At 41.9% G+C, this 26,826-nt stretch carries 30 protein-coding genes; 15 read left to right on the top strand and 15 right to left on the bottom strand.

What is annotated here, in order from left to right:
• Positions 1-72: 72 nt before the first annotated feature.
• The 3 genes from DMB45_RS11850 to DMB45_RS11840 form a co-directional block, all read right to left on the bottom strand.
• A complete protein-coding gene (locus DMB45_RS11850) occupies positions 73-1,578 on the bottom strand; it encodes a glutamine synthetase family protein (protein WP_110688795.1) in 1,506 nt (501 codons plus the stop codon).
• 126 nt (positions 1,579-1,704) lie between these two features.
• Positions 1,705-2,148 carry a type I restriction enzyme HsdR N-terminal domain-containing protein gene (locus tag DMB45_RS11845; protein ID WP_041504272.1) on the bottom strand — a complete coding sequence of 148 codons (444 nt, stop codon included), beginning with the start codon at positions 2,146-2,148 and terminating at the stop codon, positions 1,705-1,707.
• Positions 2,149-2,177: 29 nt separating this feature from the next.
• Positions 2,178-3,392 (bottom strand): S-adenosylmethionine:tRNA ribosyltransferase-isomerase, encoded by a 1,215-nt coding sequence (locus tag DMB45_RS11840; protein ID WP_041505106.1) that lies wholly within the window; start codon positions 3,390-3,392, stop codon positions 2,178-2,180.
• Between the two features lie 87 nt (positions 3,393-3,479).
• On the opposite strand from DMB45_RS11840, the gene DMB45_RS11835 reads away from it, so the two are divergent.
• The 12 genes from DMB45_RS11835 to DMB45_RS11780 all read left to right on the top strand — a co-directional run bounded on the left by DMB45_RS11835 (position 3,480) and on the right by DMB45_RS11780 (position 14,461).
• The gene (locus DMB45_RS11835) at positions 3,480-4,250 is read left to right on the top strand and encodes an AMP nucleosidase (RefSeq protein ID WP_041505105.1); all 771 of its coding nucleotides are present in this window, start codon (positions 3,480-3,482) and stop codon (positions 4,248-4,250) included.
• A gap of 35 nt (positions 4,251-4,285) precedes the next feature.
• On the top strand, positions 4,286-4,741 hold the full coding sequence (locus DMB45_RS11830) for a DUF1573 domain-containing protein (protein WP_110688794.1): 456 nt from the start codon (positions 4,286-4,288) through the stop codon (positions 4,739-4,741).
• A 16-nt stretch (positions 4,742-4,757) separates the two neighbouring features.
• On the top strand, positions 4,758-5,075 hold the full coding sequence (yajC, locus tag DMB45_RS11825) for a preprotein translocase subunit YajC (protein ID WP_181416518.1): 318 nt from the start codon (positions 4,758-4,760) through the stop codon (positions 5,073-5,075).
• A gap of 82 nt (positions 5,076-5,157) precedes the next feature.
• On the top strand, positions 5,158-6,168 hold the full coding sequence (locus DMB45_RS11820) for a CdaR family protein (protein ID WP_041505103.1): 1,011 nt from the start codon (positions 5,158-5,160) through the stop codon (positions 6,166-6,168).
• Complete coding sequence (coaE, locus tag DMB45_RS11815) at positions 6,168-6,749, top strand: dephospho-CoA kinase (RefSeq protein WP_041505102.1); 582 nt, start codon at positions 6,168-6,170, stop codon at positions 6,747-6,749. The genes DMB45_RS11820 and coaE overlap by 1 nt, the downstream gene beginning before the upstream one ends.
• 100 nt (positions 6,750-6,849) lie before the next feature.
• Complete coding sequence (locus DMB45_RS11810) at positions 6,850-7,572, top strand: TerB family tellurite resistance protein (protein WP_041505101.1); 723 nt, start codon at positions 6,850-6,852, stop codon at positions 7,570-7,572.
• Positions 7,573-7,703: 131 nt separating this feature from the next.
• Positions 7,704-8,111: a DUF5606 family protein gene (locus DMB45_RS11805; protein ID WP_041504265.1), complete on the top strand. Its 408-nt coding sequence runs from the start codon at positions 7,704-7,706 to the stop codon at positions 8,109-8,111.
• Between the two features lie 81 nt (positions 8,112-8,192).
• Positions 8,193-8,900 (top strand): tRNA1(Val) (adenine(37)-N6)-methyltransferase, encoded by a 708-nt coding sequence (locus DMB45_RS11800; protein WP_110688793.1) that lies wholly within the window; start codon positions 8,193-8,195, stop codon positions 8,898-8,900.
• Between the two features lie 267 nt (positions 8,901-9,167).
• Entirely contained in the window at positions 9,168-10,118 is a 951-nt protein-coding gene (locus DMB45_RS11795) for an ROK family protein (protein WP_041505099.1), read from the top strand.
• Positions 10,119-10,145: 27 nt separating this feature from the next.
• Complete coding sequence (locus DMB45_RS11790; RefSeq protein ID WP_041505098.1) at positions 10,146-12,254, top strand: GH92 family glycosyl hydrolase; 2,109 nt, start codon at positions 10,146-10,148, stop codon at positions 12,252-12,254.
• A gap of 15 nt (positions 12,255-12,269) precedes the next feature.
• Positions 12,270-12,998, top strand: coding sequence for a 2-C-methyl-D-erythritol 4-phosphate cytidylyltransferase (gene ispD / locus DMB45_RS11785; protein ID WP_052649387.1), 729 nt, complete (start codon positions 12,270-12,272; stop codon positions 12,996-12,998).
• Positions 12,999-13,039: 41 nt separating this feature from the next.
• Entirely contained in the window at positions 13,040-14,461 is a 1,422-nt protein-coding gene (locus tag DMB45_RS11780) for a capsule assembly Wzi family protein (protein WP_237143308.1), read from the top strand.
• Here DMB45_RS11780 and DMB45_RS11775 read toward each other — a convergent pair.
• Both DMB45_RS11775 and DMB45_RS11770 read right to left on the bottom strand, forming a co-directional pair.
• Positions 14,454-15,512 (bottom strand): glycosyltransferase family 9 protein, encoded by a 1,059-nt coding sequence (locus DMB45_RS11775; protein ID WP_041505097.1) that lies wholly within the window; start codon positions 15,510-15,512, stop codon positions 14,454-14,456. The two genes, DMB45_RS11780 and DMB45_RS11775, sit on opposite strands and share 8 nt — an antisense overlap.
• Entirely contained in the window at positions 15,505-16,122 is a 618-nt protein-coding gene (locus tag DMB45_RS11770) for a DUF4254 domain-containing protein (protein ID WP_041505096.1), read from the bottom strand. Before DMB45_RS11770 ends, DMB45_RS11775 begins: the two co-directional genes overlap by 8 nt.
• Before the next feature lie 260 nt (positions 16,123-16,382).
• On the opposite strand from DMB45_RS11770, the gene DMB45_RS11765 reads away from it, so the two are divergent.
• The 3 genes from DMB45_RS11765 to DMB45_RS11755 are packed head-to-tail and all read left to right on the top strand — an operon-like array spanning position 16,383 to position 19,238.
• Complete coding sequence (locus DMB45_RS11765) at positions 16,383-17,441, top strand: pyridoxal phosphate-dependent aminotransferase (RefSeq protein ID WP_041505095.1); 1,059 nt, start codon at positions 16,383-16,385, stop codon at positions 17,439-17,441.
• A gap of 10 nt (positions 17,442-17,451) precedes the next feature.
• Positions 17,452-18,186 carry a phosphocholine cytidylyltransferase family protein gene (locus DMB45_RS11760; RefSeq protein WP_041505094.1) on the top strand — a complete coding sequence of 245 codons (735 nt, stop codon included), beginning with the start codon at positions 17,452-17,454 and terminating at the stop codon, positions 18,184-18,186.
• Complete coding sequence (locus DMB45_RS11755) at positions 18,186-19,238, top strand: CDP-glycerol glycerophosphotransferase family protein (RefSeq protein ID WP_041505093.1); 1,053 nt, start codon at positions 18,186-18,188, stop codon at positions 19,236-19,238. The genes DMB45_RS11760 and DMB45_RS11755 overlap by 1 nt, the downstream gene beginning before the upstream one ends.
• Before the next feature lies 1 nt (position 19,239).
• Here the strand turns inward: DMB45_RS11755 and DMB45_RS11750 are convergent, their stop codons facing one another.
• The 10 genes from DMB45_RS11750 to DMB45_RS11705 all read right to left on the bottom strand — a co-directional run bounded on the left by DMB45_RS11750 (position 19,240) and on the right by DMB45_RS11705 (position 26,728).
• Positions 19,240-19,986, bottom strand: coding sequence for a hypothetical protein (locus tag DMB45_RS11750; RefSeq protein WP_041505092.1), 747 nt, complete (start codon positions 19,984-19,986; stop codon positions 19,240-19,242).
• Between the two features lies 1 nt (position 19,987).
• Positions 19,988-20,479 (bottom strand): dihydrofolate reductase, encoded by a 492-nt coding sequence (locus DMB45_RS11745; RefSeq protein ID WP_041505091.1) that lies wholly within the window; start codon positions 20,477-20,479, stop codon positions 19,988-19,990.
• An 89-nt stretch (positions 20,480-20,568) separates the two neighbouring features.
• Positions 20,569-21,363, bottom strand: a complete 795-nt coding sequence (locus DMB45_RS11740) for a thymidylate synthase (protein ID WP_041505090.1) — start codon at positions 21,361-21,363, stop codon at positions 20,569-20,571.
• Between the two features lie 58 nt (positions 21,364-21,421).
• On the bottom strand, positions 21,422-22,063 hold the full coding sequence (locus tag DMB45_RS11735) for an O-methyltransferase (RefSeq protein ID WP_110688792.1): 642 nt from the start codon (positions 22,061-22,063) through the stop codon (positions 21,422-21,424).
• 1 nt (position 22,064) lies between these two features.
• A complete protein-coding gene (locus tag DMB45_RS11730) occupies positions 22,065-23,282 on the bottom strand; it encodes a M16 family metallopeptidase (RefSeq protein WP_110688816.1) in 1,218 nt (405 codons plus the stop codon).
• 35 nt (positions 23,283-23,317) lie between these two features.
• Positions 23,318-24,358, bottom strand: coding sequence for a DUF4097 family beta strand repeat-containing protein (locus DMB45_RS11725; RefSeq protein ID WP_041505088.1), 1,041 nt, complete (start codon positions 24,356-24,358; stop codon positions 23,318-23,320).
• A gap of 118 nt (positions 24,359-24,476) precedes the next feature.
• Positions 24,477-25,016, bottom strand: coding sequence for a DUF4924 family protein (locus tag DMB45_RS11720; RefSeq protein ID WP_041504251.1), 540 nt, complete (start codon positions 25,014-25,016; stop codon positions 24,477-24,479).
• A gap of 10 nt (positions 25,017-25,026) precedes the next feature.
• Positions 25,027-25,404 carry an RNA-binding S4 domain-containing protein gene (locus DMB45_RS11715; protein WP_110688815.1) on the bottom strand — a complete coding sequence of 126 codons (378 nt, stop codon included), beginning with the start codon at positions 25,402-25,404 and terminating at the stop codon, positions 25,027-25,029.
• A gap of 165 nt (positions 25,405-25,569) precedes the next feature.
• Positions 25,570-26,139, bottom strand: a complete 570-nt coding sequence (gene pth, locus DMB45_RS11710) for an aminoacyl-tRNA hydrolase (RefSeq protein ID WP_110688791.1) — start codon at positions 26,137-26,139, stop codon at positions 25,570-25,572.
• A 16-nt stretch (positions 26,140-26,155) separates the two neighbouring features.
• Positions 26,156-26,728, bottom strand: a complete 573-nt coding sequence (locus DMB45_RS11705; RefSeq protein WP_041504249.1) for a 50S ribosomal protein L25/general stress protein Ctc — start codon at positions 26,726-26,728, stop codon at positions 26,156-26,158.
• Between the last annotated feature and the right edge of the window lie 98 nt (positions 26,729-26,826).

Here is a 26,826-nt window from a genome sequence, read left to right as displayed (position 1 = left end):
CGAATCCGTGATTCAAAACATCAAATTCAATCACGGAATCTCCGAATCATCAAATCTACAATTGTCAATTGTCTATCCGCAATAGAAATAACGATTGACCAATTCCATGATTTTCTCGGAATGCTCTCCTATGTCCCGACGCAATGTCCGGTCATTATATTTTCTCAGCATTTCGATGGTTCCATCGATCAAACGAGGAGCAAACACGCCATATTCCTCAAATACAGCCCGTTGTTTCTGCAAGAAATCAGCAGACTCGACACAAGAGGTCGGTAATTGACTCAACCGGGCGACAACGCCTTTATTCGTTTCATCGAATATATTTACATCCACATAGCGTTCTTTTGCATAATCCAATCCGTTCTCCATCTCAAAACCATGACGGGCCGCCACGGCCAAACCGGCCAACAGCAGATATATATCTGCCGAGCCGTCCGGACAACGAAACTCCACCGTCTGTTTCACGCTATGATCCACATGGGACACCTTTTCCAAAGGATTAGCATCCTTTACCATTTCATTCGCTCCGGTTGTCCACCCCAAAGGCACACGAACCAGTACCGAGCGATTCCGGTCCCCCCAACAAACAGTAGTCGGGGCTTCCTGATGGGGCACCAACCGAAAATAAGAGGTCGGATTCCTATTTCCGAATGCCGTCAAAGAAGGAGCTAAATCCAAGTAACCGGCAATGGCTTTTAAAGCATTATCGGTCAACACCCCGTCTTGAATCATCTGATTTTTTCCCTCCTTCATCAAACGGGTATGAATATGCAATCCGCTCCCTGCCTTACCGACCGTAATCTTAGGGGCAAATGTCAAGTCCACCCTATATTGATAAGCCAATGTCCTCAATATCCATTTGGCAATCATCAATTGATCCGCGGCATCCTCCAAAGTCGTCGGCAGAAACTCTATTTCGTTCTGTTCATACATCAAATCATCTTTCGTGAAATTTCCTACCTCCGAGTGACCATATTTAATCAAACCTCCGGTTTCGGCGATATATTTCATCGCCAACACCCGCAGCTCCTGCCCTTTATTGAAAGGGGTCGATTCGTGATATCCTTTCTGATCCGAAGCCCCAAAAAGCTCTTCTTTATTACTCACTACATAATATTCCAATTCTCCCATCACCTCGAACTCCATTCCCGTAACCTCCTTAAGGGCTTCATGCGCCTTTCTCAAGGTATATTCCGGCGACATCTCCAACGGTTTTCCGTCTTTCGCGTAGAAGCTGCAAAGAATATCAATAGCAGGGACCTCACTAAACGGGTTATAAAAAGCGGTTCTATAACGAGGAACCACGTACAGATCGCTCGCTCCAGCTTCTATATAAGGGAAAAGACTGGAACCGTCCACCCGTTCACCACAGCTCAAAATACCATCCAAATGTTCCAGACTGTTTATTATAAAATTCAATGTTTTTAAACGGCCATCAGCTCCCGGATACCTTAAATTAAGCATTTTAATATCATTCTCTATGATATAACGAATAATATCGGCCTTTGTAAACTCTTTGGGAATTTTTCCTAAAAATCGCACTAACGGATCGGGGTTCAAAGCAAATGCTGGAATCATAACGCTGCTATTTAGTGAATATTTATAAACTTTCCCCGTAAAAATAAAAAAAAGTTACCACAATCGGTCACAACAGGTCAAAATATTACTCTAAAAAGCTCGAACTCACTCCGACAAACATAAAAATCAAGCACCGAAATAAGGGATACCAGCCAATAACCGGAACACTCTGCTTTCCGTCATTTCACCACAATAAAGCTCACACCCGTTCGTGATGGCCACAAAGCGAGCCCCAACGGAAAGATTATAACGAAAAGCCTGATCGAAAACCACTTGTGAAAGAGATACAGTCGGTGCCTTACACTCCACGATCAAATAGGGCTCTCCTTGCCGATCATAACAAACGATATCAAATCGTTGTTTTAATCCGCAAACCGCCACCTCTTTTTCCACGGCGATCAATCGTACAGGAAATTCCCGGTAAGCCACCAGAAAATGAATGAAGTGCTGCCTCACCCACTCCTCAGGAGTCAAAACGACATACCGTTTGCGAACGATATCAAAAATCAGCATCTGACCTTGCTGTTTTTTCACCTTATAATCGAATGCAGGCAGGCACAGTTCTTTCATCGGATAATATTATGACAAATCACGCAAATTTACTTTTTTATCTTTAAAAAACTACTATCTCCATAACTGAGAAAACGGAAATCATGTTCCAAGGCATACCGATATATTTTTTTCCAATCTTCCCCGATGGCCGCAGCGACCAAAAGCAATAACGTACTCTGCGGCTGATGGAAATTAGTAAACATGGCGGAAATCACCCTGAACCGGTAACCGGGCACAATGATGATTGTTGTCTGCGCCTTTAACATTTCAGCATCCCGTTCTTTATACCATTGCAACAAAGAGGCCATAGCCTCCCGCAAAGAGTAATGCCGGGGTAAAGTATAAGCTTCCCACTGTTCCAACAAATTAAAATCGTTATCACCTTCCAATCGCTTTACACCCATCCAGTACAAACTTTCCAATGAACGGACAGAAGTTGTCCCGACAGCAATAATATGATCCGGACACTCGTAAAGATGCTCTACCAATTCCCGTTGTACGACAATGTGTTCCGTATGCATGGCGTGCTCCCCGATGGTCTCGCTTTTCACGGGCTTAAAGGTTCCGGCTCCCACATGAAGCGTCAATTCCCCCATCATTGTTCCTTTTGCCCGTAATCGATCCAGCACAGATAGGCTAAAATGCAATCCCGCCGTCGGTGCCGCGACGGAACCTTCGTTTTTAGAATAGACGGTCTGGTAACGAATCTTATCGTCCTCTTCCGAATCCCGGTTCAAATAGGGAGGAATGGGAATTTTACCGCAATGTTCCAATACCTCGCTGAAACTAATCGGACTATCCCAATCGAAACGAACAATCATATCATTTCCCTCCTGCTTCATTCGGGTCGCTCTCAATTGTCCCTCGATTCCTTCCCAATGGTAAGGACATACGATGGTTCCTTCCTTCCATTTCTTCAGATTCCCGACCATACACTTCCATTCACAACTCTTCACAGCCGCAAAGTTCCGGACATAATCAGCCGGCAAGTAAGGTTCTAAACAAAATACCTCGATGGCGGCACCGGTTACTTTCTGAAACAGGATACGGGCATAAATAACTTTAGTATTGTTAAAGATCAGAGTCTGTCCGGCATTCAGCATATCAGGCACCTCATAAAAGCGACGTTCACGGATTTTCCCCCCCTCGTATATCAACAATTTAGAGGCATCCCTATTCTCCAATGGAAATTTGGCAATCCGTTCGTCAGGCAGATCATACGTATATTCTTCTATGCGAATACCCTTTAACTCTTCTAACATACTTTCAAATTTTCAGACGAAAATTTTCTTCGTCCATAATATTGTTTTAATTTTGAAGGGACAAAGATAATCTGAAAATCCGAGAATGTGAAAACAAAAAAAGATATCGTTGAAGACTGGTTACCCCGTTACACGGGACGTCCTTTAGAAGAGTTTTCGAAACACATCATACTGACTAATTTCGATTATTATTTGGAACTTTTTTCAGAAAAATTTCAAACACCAATCGTCGGTATAGACAAAAACATGCCTAATGTTTCCAGCAATGGAATCACCATGATCAACTTCGGAATGGGAAGCGCTAATGCCGCGACCATTCTGGATTTATTGTCCGCCATAGAACCGGAGGCGGTTCTTTTCTTGGGAAAATGCGGCGGCCTCAAGACCAAGCACCTCGTGGGGGACTATATTTTGCCGATCGCCGCCATCAAAGGAGAGGGTACTTCCAACGACTACCTGCCGAGAGAAGTCCCCTCCCTTCCGGCCTTTAGTATACAAAAAGCCTGCTCGAAAGCGATCACCAAAAACCAAAGAAGCTATTACACGGGAGTCGTATACACGACCAACCGGCGGGTATGGGAGTTCGACGACCGTTTTAAAGAGTATTTGATTACCACTCGTGCCTTAGCCATCGATATGGAAACGGCAACTATTTTTACCGTGGGTTTTGCAAACCGGATACCCACGGGAGCTCTTCTTTTGATCTCAGACCGCCCCATGATTTCAGACGGTATCAAAACAACGGCCTCAGACAAGATGGTAACTCAGAATTTCGTTCGGCAACATCTCGATATCGGTCTTGAAACGATGAATGATATCAAAGATAAAAATTATTCCATGAGGCATCTCATATTTTAAATTAATATCGTATTTTCGTTGCAAAAATAAGGATTATGGGGAGGTTTTTCATTTATATATTGACAGGAATCATCTTGATCTGCTCTTGTGATAACAAAGAGAGAAAGCAAACGGATGAAAACACGATTTCAAATTCAATCACCACTCTACACACGGACTCGGTTCAAGGCACGGATACTCTTGCCAAAGTTCAAATAGAAGATCCACACTTCAATTTCGGAGAGATTCAGAAAGGAGAAATTGTCACGCACACTTTTAAGATTAAAAACACGGGTACGAAGAATCTGCTCATCACCCATACGGAAAGCAGTTGCGGATGTACCATTCCTAAATACGATAAGAAACCTATTCCCCCGGGCGGAGAAGGAAAAATCGAGGTCGAATTCAACTCTTCCGGTCGAATGGGCAAACAATACAAAGTTATTCATATCTTTGCAAACATTCCGGAAAAAAGTTTTACTTTAAAAATAACGGCAAATATTAAAAATTAATACAAAACAGTAAACTATGAACACAATTTTCATGTTAACATTACAAGCGCAAGCGGCTCAAGGCGGTGGTATTATGTCATTCTTACCTTTAATCCTGATTGTTATCGTTTTTTGGTTCTTTATGATCAGACCGCAAATGAAGAGACAAAAAGAACTCAAAAAATATAGAGAATCTTTACAAAAAGGAGATAAAGTAATGACTACGGGGGGTATTTTCGGTAAGATTGTTGAGATCAACGATTTTACGGTTATCATCGAGGTTGAAAGCCAGGCAAGATTAAAAGTAAGCAAAGAAGCCATTGTTAAGGACATGACGGATGTTCCGGCCAAATAAAAACAATACTTTTGCAGATTTCAGATTAAGTGATCAGGTGATTTCCGAATCACTTAATCTTTGAATTACTTAACCTCTGAATATGCGTGATTTATCCGGTAGAATCGGTCATTTGTTTAAAGAACGGAAGCGTTTGCATTTAAAACGCAATATCATTACTTATGGTATATGTCTCATCGTTGCAACAGTTTTGTGGTTTTTAAACACGCTAAACAAAGAGTACGCGACACAAATCACATACCCCGTAAGATATACGGATTTACCCAAGGGTAAATTACTTGTTTCCGAACTGCCTCAAGAGATGACGTTAGAAATCAGGGCTCACGGGTTTGCCCTGTTACGCTATAAAATAGGAACCTCTTTCCTACCTATCGTTTTCAACGTGAACAGTTACAGCAACGGCATACTCGACAAGAAAGACATGCTGGATTATACCCTGAATACGATAGACATCAAGGACAGAATCGCCGCTCAACTAAACTCGGATATCAAACTATTGAACATCACTCCGGAGACCATACATTTCCAATTTTCAAGATTCGAAAGTAAGGTCGTCCCCGTACAACCTCGTGTCGAGTATACACTGAAAAAACAGTACATGCTAAAAAATCCTATATCCGTGACACCCGATAAATTAACAATTAGCGGCCCGGCTTCCGTTATCGATACGATTCAGTCCGTATGCACCCTTCCCGTCCGACTTAAAGATTTATCCAAAGATATTACGAAAAATGTCTCATTCGAAGAGATCCACGGTGTTCAGATAGATGACAATAATGCTAAAATTCTGATCGAAGTGGAACGTTTCACCGAGTCTAAAAAAAATGTGACATTAACCGTAAAGAATTTACCCGATTCTTTACAAATGCGATTATTTCCCAGCGCCATAGACGTCACGTTCGACGTGGGGCTTAGCCGATACGATCAAGTCACGGATACGAGTTTCAGGTTCAGTGTGGATTATAAGCAGATCACTAAAAACACGACGGCCTTAAACGTAACACTCGGGAAATATCCTCCCTATATTCAGAACCTCTCATTCTCGCCCGAACAGGTAGAATTTCTTATTGAAAAAAAATCAAATAAACGGTGATGATAAAAATCGGTCTGACAGGAGGGATCGGCAGCGGCAAAACAACCGTATCCCGCATCTTCCAAGCTCTTGGTTATCCAGTATACATCAGCGATACAAGAGCCTCATGGTTAATCAATCACCGCCATGAAATAAAAAGAGACTTGATCGCACTCTTCGGAGAATCTGTTTATCTGCCGACGGGAGAATTAGATAAAAAAAAATTCGCTTCCCTCATATTCAATGACAAAAAGAGGATCGATCAAGTCAATAAAATCGTCCATCCGGTTGTGACGGAAGATTTTTTAGAATGGAGTGAATCCCAGAACACACCTTTTCTTTTTTTTGAATCGGCTATCCTTTTCGAAGCCGGATTAACTCCGCTTTTCGATCACATAATCACCGTCACCGCAGATCGGGAGACCCGTATCTTACGGGCAATGAAGCGGGATGCGGTCAGCCGGGAAAAAATAATAGAACGTATCAACAATCAACTACCCGATAGGGAGAAATGCCTACAATCCGACTTTGTTATCCATAATAACGATTCAGACTATCTTCTGGAGCAAATCATCGAAATCGTAAAAAAACTAAAAGCTTAAAATACCAGTCCCATTGTCCGGGAATCTTTATATTTTTGCAAGAAAAATACAATAGGTCGAAAGTTTCCTTAGAGAGAGACTTCATACAATATACGATATTATGGGAAAATACGGAAAATGGATAGGAGCGGGATTAGGATTCGCCATGGGCGGTCCTATCGGAGCGTTATTCGGTTTCTTTATCGGGTCGGCTTTTGATTCTCCGGCCGTCATCCAAACGACACAAGAAGGTCCTACCACCTCCGGAAGAGGAGATTTCTTATGTAGTTTGGTCGTATTGGCTACCGCATTAATGAAAGCCGATGAAAAAATCACACGTAACGAATTGGATTACGTGAAAACTTTCTTCAGAGAAAATTTCGGACCGGAAGGAGAACGGGAAGCTTTGGCCATGATCAAAGAGATTATGCATAAAGAGATCAGAATCGAACCCGTATGTATCCAGATTCGACAAAACATGAATATACACGCCCGGATTCAATTACTCTATTTTCTTTTCGGATTGGCCAAGGCCGATGGAAACGTATGTAACCGGGAAATCGGGTTATTGGATCGAATCGCCGATCTGTTGGGAGTAGATCCCACCACCTACCGATCCATCAAATCCATGTATTATGACGATTTAAATTCAGCATATAGCATTTTAGGGGTCGATTCGTCTGCTGACAATGAAACGATTAAAAAAGCTTACCGGAAAATGGCTATGGAAAATCATCCGGATAAGGTAAGTTATTTGGGAGAAGACGTACGCAAGGCTGCAGAAAAAAAATTCACGGCCATCAACCAAGCGTATGAAAAAATAAAAAAACAACGAGGTTTATAAAACCACGCGAATATCATCCCTGATTATTATTTCGCCCTTTGCCTTTCGATTATATTTTGTTTTTACTTTTACTTTTAAACATTGATTCGTATTTTTGCAGTCTCATTTATAACACATCAAAAAAACAAAGTATGTTAAAAGAGATTTTATCCATATCAGGTCAACCGGGTTTATACAAATTGATCAACAACACCCCCAAGGCCCTTATTGTCGAATCGTTAATTGACGGTAAACGCTTTCCAGCTTATTCCAATGCCAAAATCATTGCTTTGGAGGATATTTCCATATACACTGAAGGTGAGGATATGCCGCTGAAAGAAGTATTCAAGCGCATTTACGAAAAAGAAAACGGAGGTCAGACCATCAGTCATAAAGAGTCTTCCGCCAAAATCACCGATTATATCGAATCCATCATTCCGGAATACGACAAAGATCGGGTATACGTTTCCGACATGAAAAAGATGTTACAATGGTACAATCTCTTGTTGGAAAAAAAGATCTTGCTATTTGACGAAGAGAAACAAGAAGAGAGTAAGTAATTCCTCTCAAAAAGATGTTTAAAAAGAATTCACTAATCCACTTTTTAAACATCTTTTCTACATAAAGTTTCAGCCAAAACTATGGGCAACTCTTATTTCCAGTTCAAACAGTTTATCGTCCGTCAGGAAAAGTGTGCCATGAAAGTGGGTACGGATGGAGTTTTACTCGGAGCGTGGGCTGACATCCGAGATAAAAAACACATTCTCGATATCGGAACCGGAAGCGGATTAATCGCTCTTATGGCAGCTCAACGTAATCCGAAAACAAAAATCCATGCTATCGAAATCGATCCGGAGGCTTATTCTCAGGCAAAAGAAAATATCACCAGCAGTCCTTGGGCTGACCGTATAGAGCTTTTTTTAGGAGCGATCCAACAATTTTCTCCTGAAAACAGCTACGACGCCATTCTATGCAATCCTCCGTTTTTTATTCGCTCCACACCGCCCCCTTTGCCGGAACGAACTTTGGCAAGGCATTGCACAACCTTGTCTCACGAAGATCTTTTCATTGCGGTACAAAAACTTTTACTCCCGGGAGGTTCCTTTCATGTCATTCTCCCGGTAACGGAAGCAGAGAGTTTTATAGGGCACATTAAAACACAAAAATGGTTTATTAACAAATTAACGAAGGTTTTACCTAATCCAGGTAAAGCCCCCAAACGTTTGCTTATGCAGATTTCCGACCGGGAAACCATTTACCAAGAAGACGTGTTAATTATTGAGACAGAAAGACATGTATACCATGAAAGTTACAAGAATCTGACCATGGATTTTTACCTGAACAGCTAATTATTTCATTTTAAATTATTTCACCTCTTCCCTCAGATTTAAATCTCTATACAGAAAAGATTAACGAAGTGTTAACTATCCGATCCCTACCTTCATTTTATCTTTGCAATGTAGAAACAGACAAAAAGACACAGTTTTTTTTCATAAGTTTGTATGTTTAGGTTAGTAGTTAGTAATTAAAAATAAGAGATCGCCCCATCGATCTCTTATTTTTTTATTACTTTTAACCTCAGAAAGGAGAAACATACAACTCAAACGGAAATAACCATGCAAACGAAAGTTTCACTCGGAATCGATATAGGAGGTACCAATACGGTTTTCGGTATTATTGATCAAGCGGGTAAATGTTACGCGGAAGGAACGTTAGCCACTCGCTCTTACAATAATATCCAAAACTTCATAACGGAATTGCATGCCAAGATCTTCTCTGAATTGAAATCACTGGATATTACTCCCATCGGAGTCGGCATCGGAGCCCCGAATGGCAACTACTACAACGGAACCATCGAACACGCTGCAAATCTATACTGGAAAGGTATTATTCCGATCGTGGAACTCATCGAGAAGCAGTTCAAATTACCTGCTGTAGTGACCAACGATGCCAAGGCTGCCGCCATTGGAGAGATGATCTATGGCGGGGCAAAAGGAATGAAAAATTTCGTGGTGGTCACCTTGGGAACGGGACTCGGAAGCGGAATCGTAATAAACGGCCAATTGGTATATGGAAATGACGGCTTAGCGGGAGAATTAGGACATACGATTGTACATCCCCGCGGAAGAGCATGTAATTGCGGCAGGAGAGGATGCCTGGAAACATACGTATCAGCTACCGGAATAAAACGTACAGCTTGTGAATTACTCGCCACGGAAAACATCGAAAGCCAATTACGAGATATCCCCTTCCACCAATTAACAGCCAAGAAAGTATACGAAGCAGCGGAAAAAGGGGATCCTATTGCCTTAGAAGCATTCCAACATACCGGAGAAGAATTGGGTAGCGCATTAGCCAACTTAGTAGCCATTACCAGCCCGGAAGCCATATTTCTCCAAGGAGGAGTTGCCAACGCGGGAGAATGGTTATTCAAAACCACTCAAGAACAAATGGAGAAAAATTTACTTCACGTTTACAAACAAAAGGTTAAAATCCTACGTTCCTCTTTACCGGTAAATGCTGCCATATTCGGAGCCTCTGCCTTGGCATGGAATGAATTAGGTTAGTTTTATCCATATCGTAAAACCGAAACTATGAAAACAAGTCTTCTATTGCTCTCTTTCCTATACTTACTAATCAGTACCAGCTGTACCAGAGAGCGCGAAATGCCCATAACCGATCTCGTTAACCCTTTTATCGGCACAAACGGACAAGGAGGTTGTTTTCCCGGCGCAGCCTACCCTTTCGGAATGATACAACTCGGTCCGAACACCGTCAATACTTCCGGAGAACAAGGATACACGTATAAGGATTCCGTTATATCCGCGTTTTCTTTTATTCATCCGGGAAACCTGACAATGGAAAAACACCCCGGTATAAAGATCCTCCCCACGGTCCAAAAGCCACATTCGGGAGAAAATGCCATGCATTTCATTCGCTCCTGTTATGCAGGTTTCTCTCATCGGGACGAACAGGCAGAACCCGGCTATTATAGTGTCACGTTTAAAAACGGGATTAAAACGGAATCTTCCGTTACGGAACGGTGCGGTATACAATATTACCAGTTTCCCACGGCTGCCAATTACGGATTGGTGTTGGACATGATAACACCCCATGAAGAAGAAGGCTCGCAAGAAACATCCATTAAGAAAGTAGATAACAGAAGTATTCAAGGATACCGGAAATACATAAAGGACAACCAGACCAGGCGCATCTACTTTTTCATTCAATTTTCACAAGATGTAAACGTGTGGGCCGGCAACGATTCGCTACGGCCTCTTGCCAACGGGAAAAGGATTACCCTCCCCCAAAGTTACGCCTGGATAGACTTCGGACAAATCACCAACAAAATCATCGCCAAAATCAGTATCTCTTCCGCCAATAGCGACGGGGCTATTGCAAATTTGAATAAAGAAATACCCCACTGGAGTTTCGATAAAGTAAAGAGAGACGCCAAACAACAATGGAGAAGAACGCTTTCCAGAATAAGAATAAAAACGGATAGTTCCGAAACAGCCAAAATATTTTATACAGCTTTATATCACGCTTATTTAACCCCATCCGTCTACTCTGACGCACACGGAAATTACACGGGAGTAGACGGAGAAGTACACTCCGTAGGGAAAGGGATTCAATATAAATTAGCTCCGTTACAATACACTTGCTGGACTCAATACCCGCTATTAACCATTACCCAGCGGGAAAAGGCAAACGAAATCATTCGATCTTTACTGATCCATTACGATCAAACCGGCATTCTTCCCCGCGGGATCATCCCGCAACGAGCTATCGGCAATCCGGCCATATCCGTTATCACGGGAAGCTACCTGAAGGGAATCCGCAATTTCGACATAGAAAAAGCCTACGAAGCCATCAAAGCCACGTTAACCAATCCGTCACCGGAAATCAACGCGTTACGTCGGTACCACTTTATTCCCGGCGAGTTGACGGAACATTCCGTTTTGAAAAGTCTGACCCACGCCTATGACAACTGGTGTGCCGCACAAATGGCAAAAGCATTAAACAAAGAGGACGATTACCTCTTTTTTATACAATCCTCCCGAAATTACGAACAACTATTCGACACGGCAACGGGGTGGGTTGAAGAAAAAGACAAACAGTGCCGGTTCAAACAAACCGACGACTCTCGGAAAAACACGTGGTTTATTCCTCACGAAATCGAACGGCTCATTAATATTCAAGGAGGAAAACAGTTTTTTATCTCCAGGTTAGACAGTCTATATGCCTCAATAGACAGTACTCTATATTACGAACAGGCTTACGGTCCGTTACAGCACACACCCTATCTGTTCAGTTATGCCGGAGTTCCGACAAAGACACAATACCACGTCAGCCAAATCAGAAAACTTTACTCCGATACTCCAGAAGGACTGCCGGGAAACGACAATTACGGCCAATTATCTACCTGGTATGTTTTCTCAGCCATCGGCTTTTATCCGGTAAATCCCTGTGACGGCAAATATCGATTAGGAACACCTTTATTCAAAAAGGTTATTTTAAAACTGGGCCAAGACAGACGTTTTATTATCAAGGCCAATAAAGAAAACGATCAATACATATATGTAAAAAAGATATTATTGAACGGAGATCCTTTAAAACGTCCATGGATCACACACGAAGAAATCCTTCGCGGAGGTGAATTGGAATTCATACTGACGGATCAACCTACCACAAACTTATAAACACAAAGATTTATCATGAAACGCATTGGCGTCATATTGGCCGGAGGTTCCGGATTAAGACTGGGGAATGATATTCCGAAACAATTTTTAGAAATCGCCGGAAAGAGCGTATTGGCACACACGCTTTCCGTCTTTCAAACACATCCCGATATAGACGAAATCATCATCGTTATTCACAAAGATTTTATCACGCAAGCCCAGCATATCGTAGATGCGGAAAAGATTCACAAGGTAAAAAAAATCGTACCGGGCGGCAGGGAACGCTATCACTCCACTCTGGCAGCCTTAAGTTCCTATACCGACGAAAACGTGCTCTTTATCATTCATGACGCCGTTCGCTTGTTAGTCTCTCATTCCATCATTCATCGTATTGTCGAAAACCTCAATACCCATGAAGCGTGTACTACGGCCATACCGGCAACTGACACCATCATACAGAGCGATTCGACCGGTCGGTTTATCGCTGCCATACCCCGACGTCAGACTTTGTTCCACGTCCAAACTCCCCAAGGATTTCATTCAACCATTCTAAAAAAAGCATACCAATTGGCACAAAACGATCCCCAATTCACCTGTACCGACGATTGCAGCGTGATACGTCGCTATTTTCCCGACGTGCCGATTAAGATAGTGGAAGGAGAACCTTCCAACATCAAGCTAACCTATAAAGAAGATATCCCGGTAATAGAAAAACTTCTTTTGACGAGAAATAACCCAGATCGCAAGGATTCTATCGATTTTTAGATACCTTTGTGTGTTGTATTGTGTATAATTGAACTTTTTAAATGAGAATAGTAATTATCTTATTAGGGATATTTTTACTTCCGGGTGTCACGTGTGCTCAAAAAAGAAGTATGGAATATAAGACCTCCCTTACCGGTTTTATCTCGTCGAAAAACGAATTACCTTTCTGGATGATCTCCAACCGTCACGGTCTTATTCCCAACGGCAAAGGCGGCTTGTTGGAAGCCGGCATTTTCTCGGATTTCAACCATAAACATAAAATACAATTCGCTTATGGTTTTTCCGGGGCTGTCTATCTCTCCCAGGCAGAAAATAACCTATTGGTCGACCAACTTTACGTTAGTGCCAAATGGAAAAAATTTCGGTTGGATTTAGGAATGATGCACCCGGAAGAAGAGTACAACGGAACTTCCTCCACCAACGGCAATTTCGTCCGTTCCGGCAATTCCAGAACCATGCCGGGTTACAACCTTAGCAGCGACTACCTCTCCATCGGGGATTTTTTTGCCTTTAAATTCAATTGGGCCGATTATCAGATGATCGATGACCGCTATGTAAAAGATACCCGTTTGCACAACAAGTCCCTATTTGTAAAATTCACGATTCACCGACGGATCGAACTTATCATGGGTCTGGAACATTGGGCTCAATGGGGAGGAAAATCTCCGGTATACGGGAAACAACCCTCTTCGTTCAAAGATTATTTGCGAATCGTCGCCGCCAAGGAAGGAGGCTCGGATGCCAGCCAAAGCGATATGATCAACGCTTTGGGAAATCACCTGGGAAGAGAACATTTACGCATCAATTACATAGGAGACAATTACACCCTGACGTTTTATCACGACATCCCGTTTGAAGACGGATCGGGCACCGATTTTCGTTCTTTTCCGGACGGAACTTATAATTTCTATTACGGAGCCAAAAATAAAGAGCAATGGATCAGCGATATTACGTATGAATTCTATTACACCAAATACCAATCCGGTTCCCGTCACGACCGGCCAGCGACACCAGAAGAGATGGAACATCAAGATCCGAACAGCCCCACGTACGGTAAAAAAATATTAGGAGGCTGTGACAATTATTTCAATAACGGCGAGTACCGGAGCGGTTGGACCCTGTATCAACGCACCATCGGTTCCCCCTTTATGTTATCCGACATGGAAAAAGGAGGTTCAGGCATATACAATAACCGGATTATAGCTCACTATATAGGAATAAAAGGAAAGGCTTTCCGGGAAGTTCCTTACAAGGCTATGCTATCCTATTCCATCAACTACGGAACTTATTCAAAAAAATTCGAGGGTTCTCACCGTCAATTCTCTTTCGGATTGGAAGCCAGATTGCCCTTACGGCACTTGCCCGTAAATATCGACACGGGTATATACGGAGATTTTGGAAAAGTATTCAAAAATAACATCGGGCTTACCGTTAGAATAAGCAGAAAAGGATTTATTAAGTAATACCGGATTTCGAAGCCAAAAATTTATCGAGCATAGGCCGTAATCTCGCCCACACCTCCTTGACGGTAATCCGCTCGAAACGTTCTCTGTCCGTCAGGCTCTGCCATTCATCCGGAAGAATTACATCCCGGGGACTAATTCCCTGGTAACGTTCACTCGGATTAGGCAACCATTTAGTCTTATCCACCCAAGGCGGATAAATAGCAAAGCCAGGAATGTTCAAGGCCTGAGCGATATGCCGAGGTCCGCCCTCATTACCAAAAAAGAAGTCTGCCTGCAAACACATGGCACCCAACTTTCTTATGGAATCGGCTTCAATATGAATAAAAAGGTGTTCGTCTTCTCCCATCTCCCGAAAGAGCCGAAAAGCAGCCTCCTTTTCCCGCTCGTTGTAATTGAATATCAATTGGGCGTCATAAGTTTCAATGATCAGTCTCAACACTTTCTTCATTCTCTCCATACTCCATGCTTTTCCTTTTACCCGGGTAAAAGGAGTACAGACAATTACCGGCTTGGAAAAATCAATTCCTTCCCGCTCCATAAAAGAATGAAAATCCCGGTTCTCTTCCGAAGTAATGCATAGTCGAAAATCGGACACGTATTCCAACGGTTTTAACCGTTCCAACGGCTTCAGCAATAACAAATTTCGCGAGACCTCATCTAAAGTATCGTCTTTTTGATTGGCGATCCGGTAATTATGACCGATGAAAGAATAACTCTTCCGAGTCCCGATACGGTATTTTGTTTTAAAAGAAAACCAGGAGAAACACAAAGAAGTAAAAGTGGCACGGGTATCTATAATCGCATCGTACTTCTCTTTCCGCATCAATCGCCAAACACGTTTCAAATAACTCCCGACACTATCCTTCGCCGGAAAAGAGATCACTTTATCAATATCGGGATGATATTCGAATAAGGTATTTATCGGATCATGCAAGAGATAATGCACCTCCGCCTCCGGAAAGTTTTTACGAATAGTACTGCAAAGCACGGTTGACAATACGGCATCTCCAATCCGACGAAAACGAATAATTAAAACCTTTTTAATCATCCACCTCCATCTTTTTATACAATACGGGATTCAGCATCGGATCATTATACATCTTCATCTGCCTGTAAACCTTCATATATTTTTTACCCGATTCGATATCCGCCAATAATTGGTCAATCGCCACAATCAAATCCTGACGCTGGCACTTTAACACATCCAATTTAAACCTACATCTCTCTACATGGACAGGAATTACATCTCTTCTCTCCACTTCCTGTTCCATGTGATAAATTTTAAGAGCCAAAATCGAGAGACGATCCAATGCCCACGCGGGACTTTCCGTATTCAACACAGCATCCGGTCCGGTCTTTACGTCTTTATATTTCGCTAAAAACCAATCATCGATTTTTTCAACAATATCCGTACGAATCTGATTCAACACATCTATCCGACGTTTTATTCTCAACGCTTCCTCCGGAACAATATCCGGATCCCGAATAATATCTTCCAGATGCCATTGTATCGCATCCGTCCAATTTTTTACATACAAATGATAAGCAATATTCTTTTCATCGTACGGGTTGACTACTTTCGCCTCAACCTCACCTACAAGATGATAAGCATGTGTTGCATCATCAAAAATCCTATAACTCCATTCTGTAAACGACATCTACACTACGAATCTGACAGATTATACATTAGATAACAAAATTATAATTTCATTCCATAATACGGGCACACATGAATGTTAACATTTATTATTTATGTCAAATACACCCCCGTTTCGGTTACGCATTCTCTATGTCGAAAGAGAGCGGTTATTTTGGCGTATTAAATTATTTCATGTAGTTTTGCATATCATTAATAAACGCTTTTTTCATTTTAAAGCAACTATTTATTTGAATGTTTTGGAAACCATATAAAATAACCATGGAAAATAAGATAACTTACCTCGACCGCAATGAATACAACTACGGTCCTGCACCTGAAATCGGAGAAGTACTAAAGAATTTCGATCCCAATAAATTATGTTTTTACACCCGTATTTACGATGAAGGGAAAAAAAGTATATTATCGGATTATATCTCCACACTCTACGGTGTTCCCGAGAAACAAGTCATTTTAGGATACGGCGGAGAAGACATTTTAAAACAAGTGGTACATTGTTTTTTAGCAGGAGGTCCCAAAACTAAAACATTACTCATACCCAAATTTTCCTGGTGGTATTATAAGTCTATTGCTGAAGAAGTAAACGGACGTACCATTTTCTATCCTCTATACGAGGAGGGCGATACCTTCAAATACGATATCGAAGGAATGCAAAAAATCACCGAACAGGAAAAACCGGAAATGATCTTAATTGCATCCCCGAATAATCCGACTGGGAACTCCCTATCGGAAAGCGAGTTGGATAGAATACTATCTTTTATCGATAAGGATACGGTCGTTGTTATCGACGAAGCTTACGCTTCATTCGCTAATAAAGATACCAGTTACATCAAACCTTTAATAGAAAAATACCCCAACCTCTTAATCGTCAGAACACTTTCCAAATTTTACGGACTGCCCGGACTGCGTTTAGGTTTTGCCTTCATGGGTAGCAATCTGACTCCGTTTCTGAATTACAGTACCAAATATTTAGGTTACAACCGAATCTCCGAAGAGATCGGAATTGCCGTATTCAAAGCCAGTGATTACTATCAACGCATAGCGGACTTAATGGCAGAAGATCGAGTAACCTACAGAAAAGAGTTAGGAGTATTGGATGGTTTCAAAGTGTACCGATCCGATGCCAATTTCATCCTCGTAAAATATCCGATCGCCATGAAATCCGAACTTCAGAAAGCATTAAAAGAAAAAGGGCTGATCGTGAAATTTATGAACGAGGAAAACATCAATACTCACATGCGGATTACCCTTGGAACCCAAAAACAAAACCGTTTGGTTATCGATACGATAAAAGAAGTAGCAAAGAATTTCAAACCGTAAATTCATTTTTATGAAAGCTGTCATTCTTGCTGCCGGTATAGCTTCCCGCTTACGTCCGCTTACAGACGATAAACCCAAATGCTTATTGAAGATCGGTGATCGCTGTCTGTTGGAACGGGCTATCGACGGATTACTTTTGCATCAGGTAGATGAAATTATCATTGTCACCGGTTATTTAAAAGAGTTGATCGAGGCATTTGTAAAAACGACCTATCCGAACTTATCGGTTCGATTCATTTACAACGAGAGATACGCGAGTACCAACAACATCTATTCCTTATGGTTAGCCTTGCCGGCAGTTCTTCGCGAGAACGAATTTCTATTACTCGATAGCGACATCCTCTATGACCCAGAAATGATCCGGCTATTGCAGGTGTCCCCTCACGAGAATTGCCTGGCTTTAAACGCTCATCATCTTGGAGAAGAAGAGATTAAAGTGATTACCAACGAGAAGAATCAAATTATCGAGATCAGCAAAACCTGTTCTATCGAGAAAGCAATCGGAGAATCCATCGGGATAGAGAAAATCTCCAACTCCTATCTTACGGCTCTTTATCACGAGCTATCTCAAATGATTACGGTAGAAAAACTGGATAACATTTTTTATGAACGGGCTTTTGAAAGGTTGATTCCCAAAGGACATTATTTCTATCCCGTCGACACCAGCGATTATTTTTCCATGGAGCTGGATACGGTAGAAGATTTTCAGCATGCAGTAAAACAAATACCCCAACACCTATTATAATGAGAATCGTACTATTTTGTGAGCAGAAATACGCCATCAACATTTTGCAACCGATTGAAGAGGAAGCCGAACAGGAGGGCGGACATGAATTACTATGGTATGTTCATCAAAAAAATATTCCTGATTTTCCTTTACGAAACGAAACCCGATGGACCAATAGCATACAGAAAGTCTACGATTTCTCTCCGGAAGTCATTTTCGTTCCGTGTAACATTGTTCCCTATTACCTGCCGGGGGTAAAAATACAGATATTTCACGGTTATGCCGCAGAAAAAAAAGATCATTGGGTGATCCGTCGCTATTTTGACACTTATTTTACCCAAGGGCCCTTCTTTACCCGAGGGTTCAAGGCTTTGGCCAAAAAATATAAAGATTTCGAAGTAGTCGAAACAGGCTGGCCCCGCCAAGACTGGATATACGCGAACCTGCATACTTTTGATAACGAGAAAAAAGAACTATTGGAAAAATACCGTAAAAGTAAACTTCTCCTGTACGCTCCCACATTCTCACCCTCCCTGACCTCCCTTCCTTTCATCAAAGAGGGATTGGTTAAAATAGCGAAAGAAAAAGATATTTTACTGATCTTAAAATTCCATCCCCTTACCCGGCCGGAGTGGATGGAAGAATACAAAGCACTCTCCGAACAACACGAAAATATACTTTGGATAGAGGATCACAATATTACCAAATACCAATTGATGGCCGACGTTATGATCAGCGACACCTCTTCGACCGTATACGAATTTCTTTTGCTGGATAAACCGGTAATCACTTATAAAACCATTGCCAAAGATATTTACTGGCAAGATATACAACAAGCGGAAGAACTTTCCGACGCCTTTGAAAGAGTTCAACGCGACGAAGAATGCATCAACAAGCGAAAATGGATCATCGAAAATTACGATCCTTACCTGGATGGTAAAGTAGCTCATCGCATGCTTGATGCCGCCAGAGATTACATTGCACGGCACGGTGTCCCCTCACACCGGAAGCTTAACCTATGGCGTAAATACACGAGTATAAAAAAATTTGGAAAAATACGGAAAAAGTAAGCTACCGTCTACATCGGGCTATTTTTTTTTGTTTGCGTTTCAATACGTTGGCATCATGTTCATGAGTCCACTTTTTCAACAAAACGGACATCTCCCTGCTATCTCCCCCCGTTAGCCGCGCATACTCATCGGCCATAATGCCAATCATTTCATCGTCTGCATTCAAACGGTAAAAATTTCTTAATCCGGCCAAAGGAGAAATCGACTTAAATTGCATCCGGTTCAAATCGATCAGATAAAAACAATAAGCATCTCCCTCCCTCTTTATCAATGTATTACCTGGCGAATGATCCAAAAAATAGATCGAATTTTGATGAAGCCGATAGGTAAACCTGGTAAACTCCCTCAATATCCGTTCCATGTCGACCGGATGTTTTTTCTTCAAATCCCTGAATTCATAATCAAAATCCACTTGTAAAGAGATATAATAACTGCGAGTAACCCCCCAGGCGTTTTTATATAGAATATAGGCTACAGGATCCGGCGTTCCAATACCCTTCTCTACCAATTTATTGGCATAAATGAAAGAACGTTCGGCCTTGCTCTTCCGAATATAAGCATAAGCAAAGCGATTCACCCAATTCGGCTTCTTATAAGATTTGACATTTAACCGGAGACCGTTTATCTCCAGCACTTTTATCACATTCCGATCCGCCTCCAACACTTCACCTTCTCGTTCGAAACGTTGGGGAATAGCTAAGATAAACGACTCAAACTCTTTATACTTGGGGTTAATCCGATAAATCATTCTACTTTTTCTTGCTTCGATAATTGATAAACGAATAGGCAAACTCATTCTTTTCATCCGCCGGAAAATCTTCCTGACCTTCTTTTTCCCAACATCCAGGGTCCACGGAAGGGATCTTCGTATCCCCGTCGCACACCGTATGAACGACCGTCAGATAGAGACGATCGGCCTGATCCCATAACTCCCGGTATATCGTACCGCCACCGATAATAAAAACTTCCTCCTCATCCTTTGCCAGCTCCAATGCTCTTTCAATGGAATCGACCAATTCACATCCTTTCGCAACAAATGACGGATTACGGGAAATAACGATATTCCTCCGGTTAGGCAAAGCCCGTCCCATAGATTGAAAAGTCTTTCTTCCCATCACTACCGTATGTCCCGTGGTGATTGCCTTGAAATGCTTCAGATCTCCCGACAAATGCCATATTAACCCGTTATCCCTACCGATAACGCTATTTTCTGCTGCTGCTACTATTATTGACAAAACCATAATTAATTGTAGATTAACATGCAGATTGAAAATTATAAATTAAATCCATTTCTATAATTTACAATTTTAAATCTACGATTTAAAATTCATCAGACTGCGATTTCTCCTTTTATATGCGAATGCGGGTTATAATTCCGCAGTTCAAAATCCTCATACCGGAAATCGAATATGGATTTTATGGTAGGATTAATTACCATCTCAGGCAAGTCCCTCGGTTCCCGGGACAACTGCAAGTTCACCTGATCGATATGATTCAAATAGATATGGGCATCTCCCAAAGTGTGTACAAATTCTCCCGGCCGTAAATCGCACACCTGAGCCATCATCATGGTCAAAAGAGCGTAAGACGCGATATTAAAAGGAACACCCAAAAAAGAATCGGCACTCCGTTGATACAGCTGACAGGATAATTTTCCATTGGCCACGTAAAACTGAAAAAGGGCATGGCAAGGAGCCAACGCCATGTTCTCAATATCCCCGGAATTCCATGCACTCACGATTAACCGACGAGAGTCTGGAGTATGTTTTATATCTTCTACTACCTGTGAAATCTGATCCAGATGAGTACCGTCAGGACGAGGCCAAGAACGCCATTGATAACCGTATATATGTCCCAAGTCCCCGTTCTCATCCGCCCACTCATTCCATATCCGTACGCCATGTTCCTGCAAATATTTCACATTCGTATCGCCTCGAAGAAACCATAATAATTCATATATGATGGATTTTAAATGCAATTTTTTAGTGGTCAGCAACGGGAAACCGGCTGACAGGTCAAAACGCATCTGATGGCCGAAAACGCTAATCGTTCCCGTACCGGTACGGTCCGTTTTTTCAACCCCTTCTTGTAATATCCTATCTAATAATTCTAAATATTGTTTCATATTTCATGAAAATTTGAGAATAAGCTTACCATCTTATCGGTTTTCAGAACAAAGATATTTATTTTTTCCGGATCAACATCAGTCCGTGACGAATGGGCAGTAAAATATTCTCCACACGTGCATCCGACTGCACGAGAGCATTAAAATCCAATATTCCTTTCGTTTGGGCATCAGGATTTCCTACAGGTTCCAGCACTTTCCCGTCCCACAACACATCATCGGCAATAATAACTCCTCCGGGACGCACCCGATCAAATACCAAACGATAGTAATCGGAATATTCCCGCTTGTCAGCATCGATAAATACCAAGTCAAAAACTTCATCTATCGTTGAAATTACCTTCCGGGCATCCCCCACGTGAAAAACGATCCGATGAGCCAGACCGCTCTTTTCTATGTATTCTCTGGTAAAATCTTCCAACTCATCATTGATATCAATGGTATGCAAACACCCCTCTTCCGACAAACCCGAAGCCATAGCGATAGCCGAATACCCGGTATAGGTTCCTATCTCCAATATCCTCCGGGCTCCCGTCATCCGGCAAATCATCTTTAAAAATTGTCCTTGCAGATTTCCGGACAGCATTCTGGGACGCAGTACATGCAGAAAGGTTGAACGAGTCAACTCCGATAGCAAAGGATCCTCCGGTTCGCTATGGGACAAAATGTACCGTTCCAATTCCGCATTCATTTCCAACATATCATTTATATAACAAAATAGACTGTTTTTCCAAATCAAAAATCTCTTGCGCCACCTCCATCAACATTTCCGGCGTAATACTCTCTATCTGGGCATAAACGTCTTCCAAACTATCCACTCTATCGTATATTAAAAAACTTTTTCCGATAGAAAGCATCAGGTTCTCATAGTTCTCCGAGGAGATGGTAATCTGCCCTATCATCTGAGCCTTGGCTCTCTTCAATTGTACAGGACCTAACCTCTCTTCATAGAGCAAGCGCATCTCCTTCCGGCATAAATCCAAACACCAGGCTGCATTCTCTTTATCACAACCGAAATAAACCATACAAGCCCCTGTATCCGAATAGGGAGTATAGGAAGCTTCTATATTATAAGCCAAACCATAACGCTCCCTGATGTTCAGGTTCAATCGGGAGTTCATTCCAGGTCCACCCAAAAGATTAACAAGCAACGATAAAACCACCCGTTTTTCCTGTGTTTGGTCGTAGGCGACATTTCCGATAATACAATGACTCTGATAAGTATCCCTCTCTTCTTTCACGAAACGGGGCAAATAGATCTCCGGTTTAGTCCGTCTTAAAATCTCCGATCCTCTCGGGTAAACGGCAAAATATTTTTCAACCAAACGAACGATCTTTTCGAACGGCATATCTCCCACTGAAGTAATAACCATCCGCTCGGGATTGTAGTTTCGCTTCACGAAATCAAGGATCATTTTTCGATCAATACGCAGCACGGCAGCCTCATCACCCAAAATATTTCGACCGATAGGATATCCTTTATAGATCAATTCCTCGAAATCATCAAAAATCAACTCCCCGGGACTATCCTTATAGGAATTAATTTCATCCAGCACGACATCTTTCTCTTTCTCAAGCTCCTTTTCGGGAAACACGGAATGGAAAACAATATCCGCAAACAACTCCAATGTCCGCTCGTAATCTTTCGGCATAAAAGTGGCATAAATACAGGTGTCCTCTTTCGTGGTATAAGCATTCAATTCACCACCTACATCTTCTAAACGACTTAAGATATGATAAGCCTTCCGCTTTTCCGTTCCTTTAAAGATAACATGTTCTATAAAATGAGCTACCCCCAACTCCTCTTCTCGCTCGTCACGACTTCCGGCATTTATGATCAACCCGCAATAAGCCGCTTTATTCGGAACTTCATAATGAATAAGTCTCAATCCATTCTGAAAAATATGTGTCTGATACATCTTTACACCTTCATTTGCCCGCACACGGATCCTCATTACTGTATAAATAGATTTCCTCCCGATAACTCCAGAACTACCTTACTATCGTATTTTTTATCCCCGACCGCTCCTTTTCTCCAAATTATATTTTTCTCGGTCACAGGCTGCGTTTCCAATTGAAAGGATTCGGGTAAATCAACTTTTACTCCCCGATTATATTTCAAACTTAAATCATAACCTGCTCCTTCACCAAACGTCAACCCTAACTTCGTCGAAGAACTTTTGATCTCTACGACGGCAAAAGAGAAATGAATATTCCGAATATTAACTTCACCCCATCGGGTTTTCATCTGCAAAGAATCTCCGATATCTTGAATCTCGTATTTGGTGTAAAAAGATTCTGCCGTTAAACAATCGATCATTCCCAAAAAGCAGGTACCACCCGAGGTTTTCAAGTTCAAATGATCGGCTTCCATCAATTGCAATGTCGTCGAAGTACAATTTAATTTTACCTCTTTTCCCCCTCCGATTTTTACTTTAGCCGATTTGAACTCTCCTTTCAGCTGTGTCAACTCCTCAATTTCGAAATCTCCTTTAGAGAAATTAACCATAAAAACCCCCTCCTTTACGGAATGGGCCTTAAAATTTCCAGAAACACTTCCTACGCTCAAATTTCCGACAAAATCTCCCAAAAGGATATTACCATCTTCCACCTCTAATTTAACATTCTTCCCTACCGGCACCTTAATGTGGTAATCCACATTTACAATTACCGACGATACCCTTTGCAGCATGCTCATATCTTTTTCAAAAACGGTCTTAACATCCAAAACTTCCCCCTCTTCCTGTACCTGTATGTATATATACTTTAATAATTCATCTAACTTTGCCCCCGATTTTCCTTCCATTGCAATAACGGCTTCGATCTCGAATTCGTTACCTTCCTGACGGACATCGATGTTCCCGAAACGATTCCATACTCTCAATTCCTTCACGGCTGAGGCAGGAAAGTTCTTTTTAAATGTTCTGGAACGATTTTCCGCCCGACACGCTATGCCTACAAAGATCAGAATAGCTATAAACACCGCTTTTTTCATAATAAATAATTTAGATTTGACAAACCTTTATTCTCCGTCCTCCCATCATCCATACTCTGCCGACAGACGGATCTGCCCGATTTCAAAGTTAGAAATATTATTTAATTATCAGTCATTCTCACTCGTTCTCTTCTTCCATACGTTTGTATACGGCAGACAAATAGGCCAGCATACGGCTGAAAGATTCCATCGCCGCCGTCGTTTGAGCGTGTATCTCCTTCTTTTGTAATTTAAGGAGCAAATTTCCATAAAGAGCATGCAGAGCCAATTCCACGTCGGAAACCTCCTCGGATAAATCGGATTTACGTCGATAATCCAATAAATTATTTGCCGCTGCCATAAAAATATGCCGGTAACGGACATCATGAGTTTGGTGTAAAAGATGATAATGCATCTCTGTCAATTCACTTACCATATTTTTAATGACTTGCAAATGCCCTTCCCGGGTCACCTCTTCCTTCTTCATCATCTCGACCAAATTATCATACCAGTCCAGCATCTCTTTACGAGTCGATTCATCTACTTGAAAACCACTAACGATATGTTGATCCACCAAAGTCATATCCAAATGCAATGCCCTCAACATATCCTCCAGCTGCCACATGTAAAGGATATACTCCGCAAGGTTACTTTTTCTCTTTTCGCGTGCAATCAACATAAATCAAATTTTAAACGTCACCTTTCAATTTATCTATTAAACGCCGGTCCCGTTTGGTCGGACGTCCCGTACCCCGATCCCGGTGCTCAAACATCATATGTGTCCCTTTCAATATATCCAATCTCTCCTGAGGCGTAATCTCTTCTACAAAATCAACAGCCAATTGGGCGGACATACGTTTATCCGTAACCTGTTTAACGACATACTCCCTCTCTATCGGAGGAATTCTCACTTTCACGACCTCTCCGACCTTCACTTCCCGAGAAGCCTTCACGTGCACCTCCCCGATTGAAACGTGTCCCTTCCCACATGCCTCGGCTGCCTGAGAACGAGCTTTAAAAATTCGTACGGCCCAAAGCCATTTATCTATCCTTACCTTCTCGTCCATATCCGATAACTTTTGATCCAAACTCCGTTCAAACTCTCTAAAATCGAAAATCGTAACTCTCTCCAATCACAGAATCGCTCATTGTAAATTAGAAGAATTTCGTGATTCAATGATTAGGTTATTCAATTTCAATCCCTCTATCACCAATCATCTAATCATCCGATTTCAGAATTTACAATTATTAAACTGACTCATCGTTTTTACAAGCCCCACGAAAATGAAATTTTTAATGATCTCTCCGCAATGTTCCAGCATCCGGGGCATCTTCTCTTCCTGCTCCGGAGTCCAATGCCCCAACACGTAATCGACTTGTCCTCCGCGAGCAAAATCGTTGCCTATCCCGAAGCGCAAACGGGCATACGCCTGAGTACCCAATAATTCGTTAATACTTTTTAAACCGTTATGACCTCCATCGCTTCCCTGCCCCCTCAATCGAATCGTACCAAAGGGCAATGCCAGATCATCCACGATAACGAGCACATCCGACAACTCGATTCTCTCTTTCTGCAACCAATAAGCCACGGCTTTTCCGCTCAGGTTCATATAAGTATTCGGCTTCAGTAAAATCAAGGTTCTCCCCTTTACTTTTACCGTGGTTACGGCCCCGTAACGCTTATCTTCAAAAACAGCATTGGACGCCTTAGCAAAAGCGTCCAATACTTTAAATCCTATATTATGTCGTGTATTCTGGTACTCGGGACCTATGTTTCCCAATCCCACAATAAGATATTTCATCTTGTCTACTTACAACTTATTTAGCTTCAGATTGTGCGGCTCTTGCAGCTCTTGTTAACTTAACCTGAGCAACAACCACGCTCTTCGCATTCACGATTTCAATATGCGGGAAATCCAAATCTTTCACTTTAATGGATTTACCTACCCCCAACTTCTCTACATTCAAAACGAGCTCGTCAGGCATATCTTTCGGAAGAGATTTTACTTTCAACTTACGACTGACCAAAACCAATTTACCTCCGGCTTGCACACCCTCGGCAAAACCTTCCGTTCTCACCGGAACTTCAATCACAACCGGTTTATCATCCGCCGTTTGATAGAAGTCAATATGCAACACCCGATCGGTTACAGGATGGAATTGAATCTCTCTCATTACTGCATCGTAAGACTTTCCATCAAGCGTCAATTTTACAAGGTATACGTTAGGAGTATACAATAACTTTCTTAAATCACGTTCCGCAACGGCAAAATGTACGTTAGCCTCCCCACCGTAAAGCACGCATGGAACTTTTTCTTCGGCTCTCAAAGCTTTTGTCGCCTTTTTCCCTAAATCACTTCTTACGTCTCCTTTTAATTCAAATACTTGCATAATCTATATTCATATGTGCTACTCAAATGCGAATTAAAGCCTCGGGGTTATAGACCATATCCGTATTCCCATTGCACGATTTTAAAACCCCCGTTCTC

Source organism: Sanguibacteroides justesenii (assembly GCF_003204205.1).
Classification (GTDB): domain Bacteria; phylum Bacteroidota; class Bacteroidia; order Bacteroidales; family Marinifilaceae; genus Gabonibacter; species Gabonibacter massiliensis.
This window is presented reverse-complemented; position numbering and strand designations above follow the sequence as displayed.